11 protein-coding genes and 2 tRNA genes are annotated in these 15,239 nt (G+C 40.7%); 8 read left to right on the top strand and 5 right to left on the bottom strand.

Going from position 1 to position 15,239, the window contains the following annotated elements; translation table 11 throughout:
- The first annotated feature begins 3 nt into the window (after positions 1-3).
- Both Q0058_RS04955 and Q0058_RS04960 read left to right on the top strand, forming a co-directional pair.
- On the top strand, positions 4-2,169 hold the full coding sequence (locus tag Q0058_RS04955) for a S46 family peptidase (RefSeq protein ID WP_298221638.1): 2,166 nt from the start codon (positions 4-6) through the stop codon (positions 2,167-2,169).
- A gap of 211 nt (positions 2,170-2,380) precedes the next feature.
- A complete protein-coding gene (locus tag Q0058_RS04960) occupies positions 2,381-2,623 on the top strand; it encodes a hypothetical protein (protein WP_298221639.1) in 243 nt (80 codons plus the stop codon).
- A gap of 137 nt (positions 2,624-2,760) precedes the next feature.
- Here Q0058_RS04960 and Q0058_RS04965 read toward each other — a convergent pair.
- From Q0058_RS04965 to mutS, 3 genes are all read right to left on the bottom strand, one after another.
- Positions 2,761-2,846, bottom strand: a tRNA-Leu gene (locus tag Q0058_RS04965).
- A gap of 18 nt (positions 2,847-2,864) precedes the next feature.
- Positions 2,865-2,937, bottom strand: a tRNA-Gly gene (locus tag Q0058_RS04970).
- 141 nt (positions 2,938-3,078) lie between these two features.
- Positions 3,079-5,685, bottom strand: coding sequence for a DNA mismatch repair protein MutS (gene mutS, locus Q0058_RS04975; RefSeq protein ID WP_298221664.1), 2,607 nt, complete (start codon positions 5,683-5,685; stop codon positions 3,079-3,081).
- 159 nt (positions 5,686-5,844) lie between these two features.
- Between mutS and Q0058_RS04980 the strand changes: the two genes are divergently transcribed.
- Both Q0058_RS04980 and Q0058_RS04985 read left to right on the top strand, forming a co-directional pair.
- Positions 5,845-6,324, top strand: a complete 480-nt coding sequence (locus tag Q0058_RS04980) for a DUF1573 domain-containing protein (RefSeq protein ID WP_298221640.1) — start codon at positions 5,845-5,847, stop codon at positions 6,322-6,324.
- Positions 6,325-6,400: 76 nt separating this feature from the next.
- Complete coding sequence (locus Q0058_RS04985) at positions 6,401-6,931, top strand: RNA methyltransferase (RefSeq protein WP_298221641.1); 531 nt, start codon at positions 6,401-6,403, stop codon at positions 6,929-6,931.
- Here Q0058_RS04985 and folK read toward each other — a convergent pair.
- On the bottom strand, positions 6,928-8,064 hold the full coding sequence (gene folK, locus Q0058_RS04990) for a 2-amino-4-hydroxy-6-hydroxymethyldihydropteridine diphosphokinase (RefSeq protein ID WP_298221642.1): 1,137 nt from the start codon (positions 8,062-8,064) through the stop codon (positions 6,928-6,930). The two genes, Q0058_RS04985 and folK, sit on opposite strands and share 4 nt — an antisense overlap.
- A gap of 125 nt (positions 8,065-8,189) precedes the next feature.
- Here folK and sppA point away from each other — a divergent pair, with 125 nt between their 5' ends.
- Both sppA and Q0058_RS05000 read left to right on the top strand, forming a co-directional pair.
- Positions 8,190-9,953: a signal peptide peptidase SppA gene (gene sppA, locus Q0058_RS04995; RefSeq protein ID WP_298221643.1), complete on the top strand. Its 1,764-nt coding sequence runs from the start codon at positions 8,190-8,192 to the stop codon at positions 9,951-9,953.
- Positions 9,954-9,998: 45 nt separating this feature from the next.
- Positions 9,999-12,578 (top strand): AsmA-like C-terminal region-containing protein, encoded by a 2,580-nt coding sequence (locus Q0058_RS05000; protein ID WP_298221644.1) that lies wholly within the window; start codon positions 9,999-10,001, stop codon positions 12,576-12,578.
- Between the two features lie 34 nt (positions 12,579-12,612).
- Here Q0058_RS05000 and Q0058_RS05005 read toward each other — a convergent pair whose 3' ends face one another.
- On the bottom strand, positions 12,613-13,407 hold the full coding sequence (locus Q0058_RS05005) for a DUF2797 domain-containing protein (protein ID WP_298221645.1): 795 nt from the start codon (positions 13,405-13,407) through the stop codon (positions 12,613-12,615).
- A 145-nt stretch (positions 13,408-13,552) separates the two neighbouring features.
- Between Q0058_RS05005 and Q0058_RS05010 the strand changes: the two genes are divergently transcribed.
- The gene (locus tag Q0058_RS05010; RefSeq protein ID WP_298221646.1) at positions 13,553-15,082 is read left to right on the top strand and encodes a GH3 auxin-responsive promoter family protein; all 1,530 of its coding nucleotides are present in this window, start codon (positions 13,553-13,555) and stop codon (positions 15,080-15,082) included.
- Entirely contained in the window at positions 15,079-15,204 is a 126-nt protein-coding gene (locus Q0058_RS05015; RefSeq protein ID WP_298221647.1) for a hypothetical protein, read from the top strand. Before Q0058_RS05010 ends, Q0058_RS05015 begins: the two co-directional genes overlap by 4 nt.
- The last annotated feature ends 35 nt before the right edge of the window (positions 15,205-15,239 follow it).

Below are 15,239 nucleotides of genomic sequence, written 5' to 3' on the forward strand. Positions count from 1 at the left end.
TTTATGAAATCACTAAAATTACTCTTATTACTATTTGTCATTCAAACCCAAGCACAACAAGGCGGCATGTGGATTCCATCGCTGTTGCAAGGCATGAATGAAAAAGAAATGAAAAACCTCGGCATGAAGATGACGGCGGCCGATATTTACAGCGTCAACAAATCGAGTTTGAAAGATGCCGTACCACATTTCAACGGCGGTTGTACTTCGGAAGTGATTTCGCCCAAAGGCTTGATTCTGACGAACCATCATTGTGGTTTTGACGCGATACAAACGCATTCGTCTGTAGAGCACGATTACCTTACCAACGGTTTTTGGGCTTATAAAATGGAGGACGAATTGCCGAATGAAGATCTCGAAGTAACTTTCATAATCAAAATTGAGGATGTGACGACTAAGGTTTTGGAAGGCGTCGCAGCATTGCCTTCTGAAGCGGATAAACAAAAGAAAATTCAGGAAAATATTGTCGCTCTGAGCAAATCACTACCTAAAGAAAGCTGGCAGGAAAACAAAATCAGGACTTTTTATGAAGGCAACCAATACATGCTTTTTGTGACGGAAACCTATAAAGATGTACGTTTGGTTGGAGCGCCGCCATCCTCTATTGGAAAATTCGGTTCGGACACCGACAACTGGGTTTGGCCACGCCATACGGGAGATTTTTCTTTGTTTAGAATTTACGCGGACAAAAACAACCGTCCGGCTGCTTATTCGAAAGACAACGTTCCTTATGTCCCGAAACATTTCTTACCTATATCTTTAGATGGTGTTGCGGAAGATGATTTTACCTTAGTATTTGGTTATCCCGGAAAAACGAATGAGTATCTTCCGGCGGTGGCGATTGAGCAAATCGTCAATGAATTAAATCCTGCTAAAATTGAAATCCGAGACAAAGCCTTGAAAGTACAGGATGGCTTTATGCGAAAAGACAATGCAATTAAAATTCAATACGCTTCGAAATACGCGGGTATTGCGAATTATTGGAAAAAATGGATTGGCGAAACGCAAGGTTTAAAGAAATCAAATGCCGTTGCGATTAAAAAGAAACAAGAAGTAGCGTTTCAGGAAAAAGTGGTTAAAGCTGGAAAGCAAGCGGAATACGGAAACTTACTTGCTGACTTCGATAAGAGTTACAAAGAAATTGCGCCTTACGCTTCAAGCCGTGACTATTTTATAGAAGTGGTTTTGCGCAACACCGAATTGCTCAATGTGGCTTATAAAATGTATCAGTTGGAGCAGCTTTTGGGCACTAAAGGTGAACAGGCGTTTACGGACAGAAAAACTAATTTGATTAACGGATTGGGTGAATTCTATAAAGATTTCAATGCGGCGGTCGATGAAAAAGTGTTCGAGCAGCTTATTGATTTGTATGCGAATAAATCTCCTAAACAATTCGTACCGGCAAGTTTGGTTAATGCCAATTTAAAGACATTGACTTCAGAAATATATAGCCAGTCAAGCCTTGTGGATTATAACAAAACTAAAGAATTATTGACTGGAGATTCTAAAGCGGTGCTTGAAAAACTGAATAATGACAAAGCTTTTCGATTGGTGAAGGAAATGGCCGACAAGTATATCAAAGAAGTCGCGCCTAAATATGATGAGATCAATCTTCGCATTACTTCTTTGCAACGTACTTACATGAAAGCGCAATTGGAGCTCAATAAAAACGCGAGGAATTTTCCGGATGCAAACAGTACATTGCGCGTGACGTATGGCAAAGTGAAAGGTTACGAGCCAAAAGACGCAACCATCTACAAACCTTTTACCTACTTAGATGGCGTGTTGGAGAAATACATTCCGGGCGATTATGAATTTGATGTGCCGAAAAAACTGATCGATTTATACAATGCAAAAGATTACGGGGTTTATGGAAGCAAAGGGAAAATGCCGGTTTGTTTTATTGGAACCAACCATACTACCGGAGGAAATTCCGGAAGTCCAGCAATTGATGCTAACGGGAATTTAATTGGCCTGAATTTTGACCGTGTATGGGAAGGAACGATGAGCGATATTTACTACGATCCTGCAATTTGCAGAAACGTTATGGTCGATATTCGGTACGTTTTATTCATCATGGATAAGTATGCAGGAGCAAAAAACCTAATTGATGAATTAAAAATTGTGCATCCAAAAACTAAAATAAATAAGCCAAAATCAAAAAATTAGGATTTATAATACATTTAAATTTATTTATTAAGAATTGTGATGAATTTTTAACTATAATTTTATTTAGTATTTTTTTGGCACAATACTTGTAAAATGTTCGGCGTTGCAACAGATTAGATTTTTTTAAAAAAAAATTCAAAAAAATTTTTCCATAATAAAAAATTTATATCTTTGCCTCGAATTAATAATTAACCTTTTATAATTAAGTAAGATGAAAAAAGTATTTTTAAGTTTAGCTGTTATCGCTGCATTAACTGTAGTATCTTGTAAACAAGCTGAAGCTCCTGCTGAAGAAGCTCCAGTAACTGAAGAAGTAGCACCTGCTGTTGAAGAAGCTGCTGCTGTAGCTGATACTGCTGCTGCTGCTGCAACTGAAGCTGCTGCAACTGCAACTGATGCTGCTGCAACTGCAACTGATGCTGCTAAAACTGCAACTGATGCTGCAAAAAAATAATTAGAAATTAATTTCTAAAAATTTTAAAACCACACTTAGGTGTGGTTTTTTTTGCTTTATACTTTCCTGAAAATCAATTCCGTTTTAGAAAACATATTCCAAAAAAAAAGCCCCAAACATAGTTTGAAGCTTTCTTGTACTCAGAGCGGGACTTGAACCCGCACGAACATTGCTGTTCACTGGATTTTAAGTCCAGCGTGTCTACCAATTTCACCATCCGAGCATGCTGTGACTTTTATTGAGCGAAAAACGGGGCTCGAACCCGCGACCTCGACCTTGGCAAGGTCGCGCTCTACCAACTGAGCTATTTTCGCATTTTTTTAAAGAACATAGCAACACTTGTTCCGTATTGCGAGGGCAAATTTAATACTTTAATTCAATTCTACAAGTCTTTTTTATAAAAAATATTTCAAATTTTTAACTTGCTGAATACCTATCAATTAAAGTATTTCAAGCTATTTCTTGGTCAGCATTCTTTTGATTTCATTGAGCTTCATCATCGCTTCAATGGGCGTCAAACTATTAATATCCAAAGAAAGGATTTCGTCTTTAATTTCTTCAAGCAAAGGATCGTCGAGATTGAAAAAACTCATCTGCATTTCCGTTTTCTCTGCTTTTAACCCGTGGAGTGCATCACCGGAATGATTCTTCTCGAGTTTCTTCAAAATGTTTTGCGCTTTCGAAATGACCAACTGCGGAATCCCGGCCATTTTAGCCACATGGATTCCAAAACTATGTGCGCTTCCGCCTTTGACCAGTTTGCGGATAAAAAGCACCGTGTCTTTTAGCTCTTTCACAGAAACATTATAATTCTGGATTCGCGGCAACAAGTCGCTCATTTCATTCAATTCGTGATAATGCGTCGCAAATAAGGTTTTTGGTTTTGTAGGATGTTCATGCAAAAATTCCGCAATCGCCCAGGCAATTGAAATGCCGTCGTAGGTACTGGTTCCGCGTCCGATTTCATCTAATAAAATCAAGCTTCTCTCCGAAAGGTTGTTCAGGATTGATGCCGTTTCATTCATCTCTACCATAAAAGTAGATTCGCCCATAGATATATTATCGCTCGCGCCGACACGCGTGAATATCTTATCGACCACGCCCATCTTAACGCTTTCCGCCGGAACGAAACTTCCCATCTGCGCCAATAAGACAATCAAAGCCGTTTGCCTTAGGATAGCCGATTTACCGGACATGTTTGGCCCTGTAATCATAATTAGTTGCTGGGTTTCCCTGTCCAGAAAAACATCATTGGCAATATAAGGAACGCCGAGTGGCAATTGTTTTTCAATCACCGGATGGCGTCCATTTTTGATATCGAGTTCGAAACTGTCTTCGAGTTCGGGGCATACATATTTATTGTCAATAGCCAATTGTGCGAACGAAGTCAGGCAATCGATTTGGGCCACCAAACTCGCGTTCAACTGAACAGGTTTGATATAGGTTGCAATCCAATTGACCAAATCTTCAAACAAAGCCACTTCGAGCTTATAAATTTTCTCTTCAGCGCCTAAGATTTTGGTTTCGTATTCTTTTAATTCCTCGGTAATGTAGCGCTCGGCATTGACCAAAGTCTGCTTGCGGATCCATTCCGGCGGGACTTTATCTTTGTGTGTGTTGCGAACTTCAATATAATAGCCAAATACGTTGTTGAATGAAATTTTCAACGACGAGATTCCGGTACGCTCCGATTCCCTGAGTTCAATACCTTCCAAAAACTCTTTGCCTGAATTGGAAATCATCCGCAATTCATCGAGTTCTTCATTGACGCCTTTCGCAATCGCATTTCCTTTAGCAATCGCAACGGGAGCTTCCTGATTTAAAGTCGATTCGATTTTTGCGCGCAACAAGTCACAACTGTCCAATTGTTCGCCGATTTTCTTCACAGCCAGCTGTGTACTTTCCGTTGCCAAAGCTTTAATCGGAAGAATCGCATTGAGCGAATCCTTAAGATAAATGACTTCGCGTGGAGAAACTTTTCCAGCCGCAATTTTAGAAATCAACCGTTCCAAATCAGAAATCTGCTTAATTTGAAACTGAATGCTTTTTAAAATCTCTGGGTTGTCTTTTAAATAACCAACGACTTCATGCCGGCTTTGAATTTTCTGGCTGTCTTTTAAAGGCAAGGCCATCCAGCGTTTAAGCAACCTGCCGCCCATCGGGGAAAGCGTCTTATCGATGACGTCGAGTAACGTAACAGCACTCGGATTATAACTGTGATACAATTCCAGATTTCGGATGGTAAAGCGATCCATCCAGACATAAGCATCTTCGGCTATTCGCTGGATACTTGTAATATGCTGGCGTTTATTGTGCTGGGTTTCTGATAAATAATATAAAATAGCACCGGATGAAATGATGCCTTCTGAAAGTTCTTCGATTCCAAAACCTTTTAAAGTGGCAGTCTGGAAATGGTTGGTTAAAGTTTCAACAGCATAGTCTTCTTTGTAAACCCAATCCTCGAGGTAGAAATGGTTGTAATCCTCGCCAAAAACTTCCCTGAAATTGTTCTTATGGATTTTCGGGATTAAGACTTCGCTCGGGTTGAAATTCTGTAATAGTTTATCAATATATTCATCGTTACCTTGTGCTGTGAGGAATTCGCCGGTGGAAACATCCAAAAATGACACACCGATATGCTTTTTCCCAAAATAAACGGACGCCAAAAAATTGTTTGATTTCGATTGTAAAACCTCATCATTCATCGAAACTCCGGGCGTGACCAATTCGGTAACTCCACGCTTGACAATCGTTTTGGTCATTTTTGGATCTTCAAGCTGGTCGCAAATCGCTACACGAAGCCCGGCTTTCACTAATTTAGGCAAATAAGTATTAAGGGAATGATGCGGAAAACCCGCTAAAGCCGTTTCCGTTTCTGACCCCGCACCTCTTTTGGTCAGTACGATGCCTAATATTTTTGAAGCCCTGATCGCATCTTCCCCAAAGGTTTCATAAAAATCGCCGACCCGAAACAATAAACAAGCATCAGGATACTTCCTTTTGATCTCGTTATACTGCTTCATCAAGGGGGTTTCTTTTACCTCTTTCTCTTTGGTAGCCAAGGCTTGCATGTTTTAAGTGGATTCAAAATTGAACAGCGAATTTAAAAATTTTAAAGTGAATAAATGGCAATCTCAAAAATTAATTAATTTTAAGAAAGATTTAGGATGTTGTTTCGTTTTTTTCTATAGTTTTGTCTAATAATTTTAATAAAAATAACAATGAAAAAAATAGTATTATTAGCTGTTTTAACGATTTTTGGAGTAACGACTTCAAATGCTCAAGCTAAAAAAGCGGCTGCTAAACCAGCTGCAAAAAAAGAAGCTGCTCCAGCTAAAGCGGAAACTCCAAAAGTAGAAGGAGCCGGAATGGTATTTGAAAACGAAACGATCGATTACGGAACACTTCCTCACAATGCTGACGGAAAACGTGAATTCGTATTCGTAAACAACGGAACAAAACCATTAGTAATTACTAACGCTACCGGATCTTGTGGTTGTACAGTACCATCGTTTCCAAAAGAGCCAATCGCTCCTGGTGCTAAAGCTGTTATCGGTGTAAAATACGCAACTGACAGAGTAGGTGCTTTCACAAAAACAGTAACCGTTACTTCAAATGCTGAAGGTGCTGCATCAAAAGTTTTGACTATCAAAGGAACCATCCTTCCAGACGAAACTCCAAAAGAAACTCCAAAAGGATAATTCCTTAAACAAATATTTAAAAAGCTTCCATACATTTGGGAGCTTTTTTTTTGTATTCATACTAATACCTTTTAACATGCGAAAGCTTGAAAACAATGAACTCCAACGCAAATCCATAACCGATTTTAAAGCCGCTGCCAAAACACCGCTGATTATCATTTTAGACGACATCCGAAGTTTAAACAATATTGGTTCTGTGTTCCGCACCGCCGATGCATTTCTGATCGAAAAAATTTACCTGTGTGGCATAACAGCAATGCCTCCCAATAAGGAAATCCATAAAACTGCGCTTGGGGCTACCGAAACCGTCGCATGGGAACATCATACGGATGTGGTTTCAGTCATTCAAAACCTCAAAAACGACGGCGTGAAAGTGTTCGCTATTGAACAAGTCGAAAACGCAATCTTTCTTCAGGATTTTAGAGTTGATGCAACTGAAAAGTATGCTTTGGTATTTGGCAATGAAGTCTTCGGTGTCAGTCAAAATGCGATTGCCCAGTGTGACGGCACGATAGAAATCCCGCAATTAGGAACCAAACATTCACTCAATATTGCCGTAAGCGCCGGAATCGTAGTCTGGGATTTGTTTAAAAAACTGCGTTATTAAGGATGTAGCGTGTTCTTGATTTCTTCCAACACAAAAATGTAATCCTGTTGGTTTTTCACAAAATCTCGATCAGAAACATCAATAACCAAAACATTCAAATCCGTTTGCGATTTTATATAATCAAGATAACCGCGATTGATTTTATCCAAATATTCCGCCGGAATTTCCTGCTCATAAGTCCTGCCGCGCTGTTTGATGTTCTCTAAAAGCCGCGTCGTATTCTGATACAAATAAATATACAAATCAGGCTTGGGCATTTCCTTGTAAATGATTTCGAACAACTTTCGATACAATCGATATTCATCATCAGTCAACGTCACTTTGGCAAAAATCAACGACTTGAAGATATGGTAATCGGCAATAATGAAATCCTTAAACAAATCGAACTGCGCCAAATCATCGGCAATCTGCTGGTAACGATCCGCCAAAAACGACATTTCCAACGGAAAAGCATATCGGCTCTGGTCTTCGTAAAACTTCGGCAGAAACGGATTATCGGCAAAACGTTCCAAAACGGTTTTCGCGTTGAAATCTTCAGCAATCTTAGTGGTTAAAGTGGTTTTTCCCGCACCGATATTACCTTCAATCGCGATATAATTGAGTTGGTCTAAAGCGATTTTTTGCAACGGCAACACAAGCGACTGAACCATTCTGCATTGGCTCTTATCTTCAGAAGCTTTTAAAATTTCAGGCAAGTGTTTTTGCAAAATCGGATGACGCCAATCGAGATTCAGGTCGCGCATCGGAAGCAGTACGAACATGCGTTCCTGCATCGCCGGATGCGGCACCTGAAGGTTTTTGGAATCTATGATTTCTTCGTTGAACGCAATGAGATCGATATCAATGGTGCGCGACTGGTAGCCTTCATTTTCTGAACGGATCCTGCCTAATTTCTGTTCAATCGCAAGCACTTTTTCGAGTATGGTTTGCGCGGAACTCAGCGTGTGAATCACCAAAGCGCAATTGTAGAACGCTTCACCCTCAAAACCCCAAGCCGGTGTTTCATACAATTTCGAAACCTTCACCACCGTTCCGGCTTCGCGATGGATCAGATCAATCGCCGATTGGATATTCTCGAGCCGGTTTCCCTGATTGCTTCCTAACGATAAAATAACTTGGTGTTGCGTATACATATTAACCGCAAATTAAGTAAAAGAATTTTAGAATAGAAGTATATTTGCAACGACTGTTAATAAATTTTATGACGCTTTTTATTTGTAACAATTAGCGTTGAATATCAACCCATCAGAAAAAAAATATGCGATTTTTAGGAAATGTATTGGCGACTATAATAGGACTTTTTGCTTTTTGTATGATTTTCTTCTTCGGAATTCTGTTGATCGGCGCGCTTTTCGGCGGCGGATCGGAAACGACTGAAGTGAAAAACAATTCTGTGATTGAACTCGATTTATCAGAAGTGACCAACGATTATGCGGGAAAATTCAATTACAAGGATTTTGATTATTTCGATGCGCGACACGACGGTTTATCCGATGTGATCAAAGCGATTGAAGCGGCAAAAGACGACAGCGACATCAAAGGAATTTCAATTTTGAATGACAATTCGAATTTAGGCATGGCGCAAATCAAAACCGTGCGCAAAGCACTCGATGATTTTAAGAAATCTGGCAAATTTGTGTTCGCTTACGGCAATACTTTTTCGCAAAAGGAATATTACTTAAACTCTGTAGCGAACACGATTTACCTTAATCCTATTGGTGAAATGGAGTTTAAAGGTTTGTCGACCGAACTGCTTTTCTTCAAAGATTTTCAGGACAAATACGGCATCAAAATGGAAGTGATTCGCCACGGAAAATACAAAAGCGCCGTTGAACCATTTCTCGAAAATAAAATGAGCGACGCCAACCGTGAACAGGTTACCGCACTTTTAAATTCAGTCTGGAATTCGATGCTGACTGACATTTCAATCAGCAGAAATATCCCAATTGCAAAACTTGACGATGTAGCCAACCATCTAGCCGCAAGAACGCCCGAAATGGCGCAAAGCCAACATTTGGTGGACAAAGTCGCTTACGAAGACGTATATCATAACGACATCCGAAAAATCCTTAAAGTCAATGCTGACGAAGATTACAACACCATCAAGATCCTTGATTACGCCAATAATGTAGCCACAACTTCCCAAGGAAATTCTTCCAAAAACAGGATTGCGGTGATTTATGCGCAAGGCGAAATCGGAAGTGGCGAAGGCGATGTGAATGTGGTAGGTGAACTCTCGATGCGCCGTTCGCTTCAGGATGCCAGAAAAGACGACAAGATTAAAGCGATTGTACTGCGAATTGATTCACCCGGCGGAAATGCGCTGACCTCCGATTTGATCTGGAGGGAAATCGAAGTCACCAAAAGAGTCAAACCGGTGATTGTTTCTATGGGCAATTTAGCGGCATCAGGTGGCTATTACATCGCTTGCAACGCCAACAAGATTTTCGCCGAAAACAACACGATTACAGGATCGATTGGGGTTTTTGGACTGTTGCCGAACTTCACTGCATTGACTACAAAAATGGGAATCAATTCGGAGCAAGTGAGCACCAATCTCAATGCTGCAGAATACAGCGTTTTCAAACCTTTGGCGGACAATTATCGTTTTATTGCGCAGGAAGGTGTTGAGAAAATATACACCACTTTCGTGAACCGCGTAGCCACCGGAAGAAGGATGTCTTTCGAGCAAGTCGATGCGATTGCGCAAGGCCGTGTTTGGTCTGGCGCCGAAGCCGTAAAAATTGGTTTGGTGGATAAAATCGGCGGCATGGATGACGCTTTGCAATACGCTGCCGATCTGGTCAAAATCAAAAACTACAAAACCCAGAATTTCCCGGTATATGAAAAAGACTTGCAAGACTATTTGGGAAGTTTAGGCGTTCCGTTCATGAAAACCAAAGAAAGTTTCATCAAAGAGGAATTGGGCGAAGAGAATTACAAAATCATCGAACAAATCCGTCGCGTGCAGGCTAAAAAAGGCGTTCAGGCCACGATGCCGTTCGAAATCAATATTCATTAATCATAATCGCGCCATCGTTGCGTTATACTTTATAAATAAAATATTATGGTCAAGAAAATTTTAAAAATCGTTGGAATCGTATTATTGCTTTTAATACTTTCACTATTTGCCATTCCGTTCTTTTTTCAGGACGCTATCAAAGCCAAAATTGCGGATGCCATCAATGAAAAAGTCGATGCCAAAGTATCGTTCGCCGATGCCGATTTGAGCTTATTCAAAAGCTTTCCGCAAGCGAATGTTACCGTGGACAAATTGCTGATTATCAACAAAGCGCCGTTTGAAGGTGATACCTTGATTTCGATGGGCGAACTCAACCTGCAAATGTCGATCAAGGAATTGTTCAAAGGCAAGGATGAATCGATGAATATCGAAGCCGTATCAACACAAAACGGCCTCATCAACATCATCTTCAACAAAGACGGCGTCGGGAATTTCGACATTGCTTTGAAAGATGACGACAAAAGTGACGATGGCAAAAGCGATCCGCTATCGCTCAAAATCAAAGAATATAAAATCACGAATCTGAGATTCAAATACACCGATCAAGGTTCCAAAATCAGGATGATCATTGACAGTCTAAACCATACCGGAACTGGAGATTTTGCGAATTCAAAACTAGATTTGGTTACAAAATCAACCGCGAGTGTTTCGCTGTTTATGGACAAAGCGAATTATATGAACCACGTGCCGTTGACTTTAGATGCGGTTCTCGGAATCGATCTGGACCAAAGCAAATACACGTTCAAGGAAAACAAAGCGCTCATCAACAAACTGCCACTCGAATTCGACGGTTTCATACAAATGGTTGAAAAAGGCCAGCAATACGATTTGAAATTCAAAACACCGACGTCCAGTTTCCAGAACTTTTTGGGCTTGATTCCGGCTTCTTATGCGGCCAACATCAAAGATGTGAAAACGACCGGAGATTTTACCGTAACCGGTTTTGCGAAAGGAATGTTGTCTGATACGACGGTGCCGAAATTCAATGTGGCGATTGCTTCGAACAACGCTTCGTTCCAATATCCGAATTTGCCGAAATCGGTGCAAAGCATTGTGATTGACACCAAAATCATCAATGAAACCGGTTTGGCGAACGACACTTACGTGAATCTCGATAAGTTGTCGTTCCGCATCGATCAGGATGTTTTCAACGCCAAAGCGAACATCAGAAACATCGCTGAAGATCCTTTAGTCGATGCCAAACTCAATGGGATTGTCAACCTTGGAAACGTATCAAAAGCTTATCCCGTGAAACTCAAAGTACCACTTTCTGGGATTTTGAAAGCCGATGTGTCGACCAAATTCGATATGAAATCCGTCGAGACCAACCAATACGAAAACATGCAAAATTCCGGAAACATGACGCTGACCGGTTTCAAATATGTCGACGACACGAACAAGGCGATGAACATCAACAAAGCCGTAGTGCAATTTACCAATACGCGCATCAACCTGCAGGAACTAGACTTGACCACCGGAAAAACTGATATGAAAGTCAATGGCGTGCTGGAGAATTTCTACGGATTTATGTTTAAAAATCAGGAACTCAAAGGCAATTTCAACATGCAGTCGAATCAGTTTGCGGTGGCTGATTTTATGTCGCCTGCAGCGCCGAAAACCAAAACTGAAAAACCAAAAGAAGCGGTTAAAATCCCGGCTTTCCTGAACTGCTCGCTGACGGCAAAAGCCAATACAGTTTTATATGATAATCTGGCATTGAAAAACGTTTCCGGGAAACTCATCATCAAAGACCAGAAAGTAACGCTTGAAAATGTGAAATCGGATATCTTCGGTGGTCAGATCGTGGCCAGCGGCGATGTTTCCACGAAAGGAAAAATCCCAGCTTTCAATATGAATCTAGGCATGAAAGCAGTCGACATCCAACAAACGTTTACCCAATTGGAAATGATGAAAAAGATTGCGCCGATTGCCGGTGTGGTCAACGGAAAATTAAACACGACCATCAAGTTATCAGGAAATCTCGACGCCAAGGAAATGACGCCGGATGTGAATTCGTTGTCCGGTGATTTGATCGGACAGTTGCTTTCGACTACGATCAACCCAAGCAATTCCGGACTTTTATCTAAATTGGATGAAAACCTCAAATTCATCGATTTGAAGAAAATCAACCTCAACGATCTTAAAACGGCATTGACCTTTAAAGACGGAAAAGTCAACATCAAACCGTTCGATTTGAAATATCAGGATATCAAATTATCTGTGGGCGGCCAACATGGTTTTGACCAGAACATGAATTACAATCTGAAGTTTGATGTTCCTGCGAAGTATCTTGGTCTGCTCGGCCCGGACGTGAACAAACTGATTTCGAAATTGTCGCCGACCGACCTTAGTAAACTCGACAACATTCCGATCAATGCATTAATGACCGGAAATTTCAAAAATCCCAAAGTCACCACCGATATCAAAAGCGGTGTTACGAATCTGACGAACCAATTGATCAAACAGCAGAAAGAAAAACTGGTTAAACAAGGCACGAATGCTTTGAGCGACTTGATCAATAAGAATACGAAAACCGACACGACGAAAACAAAAACGTCACCTGTAAAAGAAGACATCAAGAAGAAAGCGGGCGATTTGCTCAACGGCATCTTCAAGAAAAAATAAAACGAAAAAGCCTGAAATGATCTTCAGGCTTTTTTTATAAATCGATACTGACGACCGAACCTTCCGAACTTCGAACATTGAATACGGTTCCGTCTTCAAAAATCAGGTATTGCCCTTTGATTCCCATGAGTTTTCCTGTGAATGTTGGCGTTTTCTCCAAACTCAGGCTGTTAATTTTGGCGGGATATTGCAGCACCGGATAAATCATTTCATATAAATCGATCTTGTCTGGATAAAAATATTCCCGGACTTCTTCTGGCAGCAAATCCTGCACTTTGATTCTTTCCTGAATTAAATCTACTTTCAAAATATCGTTGGTCAGCATTTTGCGCCAATTGGTTTTATCTGAAAAATGATCTTTCAGTTTCACCTCGGTAATGCCCGCGAGATAACGGTTTGGAACTTCTACAATAGCAATGGCTTGTTCCGCACCCTGATCAATCCAGCGCGTGGGCACTTGCGTTTTCCTGGTCACGCCTACCTTTACTTCACTCGACGAAGCCAAATAAACAATATGCGGCTGGAGTTGCACTTTAGATTCGTATTCCAAATCACGATCTGCGATACCGAGATGTGCTGTGCTGAGTTCCGGTTTCATGATCCAATCGCCAACTGCAGGACTAGAATAGAAACAATCGTAGCAAAAACCCTGGCGGTAAATCTTCTTGTTTTTTCCACAATTCAGGCATTGCGAACCTGTGAGTTGCATCGTGATGGTTTTGCCCAACACCTGGTTTAAATTAAGGAAACTGGTTTCAAAAACCAGGTAATATTGAATCGGGTTTCCGATTTCGGTTTGCATTTTGGTTAAAACCCCTTCGTATTTCATACGGTTATCTTGTCTTATATTTGAACCATCAGCATTAGAATTTCTGCTAATTTTTTTGTTATTTTGGTAAGCCGTAAAGTTATCGATTTGTATTCGAATATTTTATGGCAAACTCAAAATCATTAATCAAAATCACCCAACCACAATGCCGTTACCCATCATCAATTCGATTGCTTCCTGGGTTTTGAAACAGCGCATCCACCAGATCGAACTGTTTTTGAAATATCCTAATGAAGTACAGGACGAATTGCTGATGAACCTGCTCCGGTCTGCAGAAAATACTGTGGTTGGTAAACATTATGATTTCAATTCGATTAAATCTTACGCGACTTTCAAAGAACGCATTCCGATTTCAACTTATGAAGATCTAGAACCTTTTATCGAACAGACGCGCCAAGGCGAACAGAACATTTTCTGGAACACGCCGATCAAATGGTTCGCCAAATCGAGCGGCACGACCAATGCCAAAAGCAAGTTTATTCCGGTCAGTAACGAAGCGCTTGAAGATTGCCATTACAAAGGCAGCAAAGATTTGTTGTGTCTGTACCTCAACAACAACGAGAATTCCGAATTGTTTATCGGAAAGAGTTTGCGTTTGGGCGGCAGTTCGCAGATATACGAAAACAACAATACGTTCTTTGGTGATTTGTCTGCGATTCTGATAGAGAACATGCCGATTTGGGCTGAATTCAGCAGCACACCGAGCAACCGCGTATCACTGATGAGTGAATGGGAAACCAAAATCATGGCGATCATCAACGAATCTAGGAATGAAAACGTGACAAGCTTTGCTGGCGTTCCTTCATGGATGCTAGTCTTGCTCAATAAAACGCTCGAAGAGACCGGAAAAGGAAACTTGTTGGAAATTTGGCCTAACTTAGAAGTCTACTTTCATGGCGGTGTGAGCTTCGAACCTTACCGTGAGCAATACAAGAGAATTTTACCGGGCAATGATTTTAAATATTATGAAATATACAATGCTTCGGAAGGATTTTTTGCGATTCAGGATCTTAACAATTCGAACGATTTATTGTTGATGCTCGATTACGGGATTTTCTATGAATTCATTCCGATGGATGTTTATGGCACTTCTGAAGAAAAAGCGATCCGATTGGCCGATGTGGTTTTGAATAAGAACTACGCGATTATGATTACAACCAATGCGGGACTTTGGCGTTATTTGCCAGGCGATACGGTGCGATTCACTTCTTTGAGTCCGTATCGTATTCGCGTGACGGGAAGGACCAAGCACCACATCAATGTTTTTGGCGAAGAACTGATGGTCGAAAATACGGATCAGGCGATTTCCAAAACCTGCGAGATCACCAATACACAAGTGGTTGATTATACGGTTGCTCCTATTTTCATGGAAGGCAAAGAAAAAGGAGCACACGAATGGATCATCGAATTTAAGGAAAACCCGAAAAACCCGATGGAGTTTCAGAAACTTCTCGATGAAAACCTGCAATCGTTAAATTCAGATTATGAGGCCAAGCGTTATAATAACATGACTTTGAATCCGTTAGTGTTGCATATCGCGCGCCCGAATTTATTTTATGATTGGCTTAAAGAACAGGATAAACTCGGCGGCCAGCATAAAATTCCGAGATTGTCGAACCAACGCGATTATTTGGAGCAACTCAAAAAACTGTCTCAAATCAATACTTCGTCATGAAAAAAATCTTGTTAATGATCATTCTTGTAGTTTCCGGTTCTTGCGGACCACACCGTATGGCTTGCGGACCGAGAGGAATCTGCGACGCGCCTTCAACTTCAATACCCAAAAAAACGGCTTAAGTTGTAACAATTTTGACTGATGGCTGTCTTAGTTA

The organism is Flavobacterium sp. (assembly GCF_027484705.1).
Lineage (GTDB): Bacteria > Bacteroidota > Bacteroidia > Flavobacteriales > Flavobacteriaceae > Flavobacterium.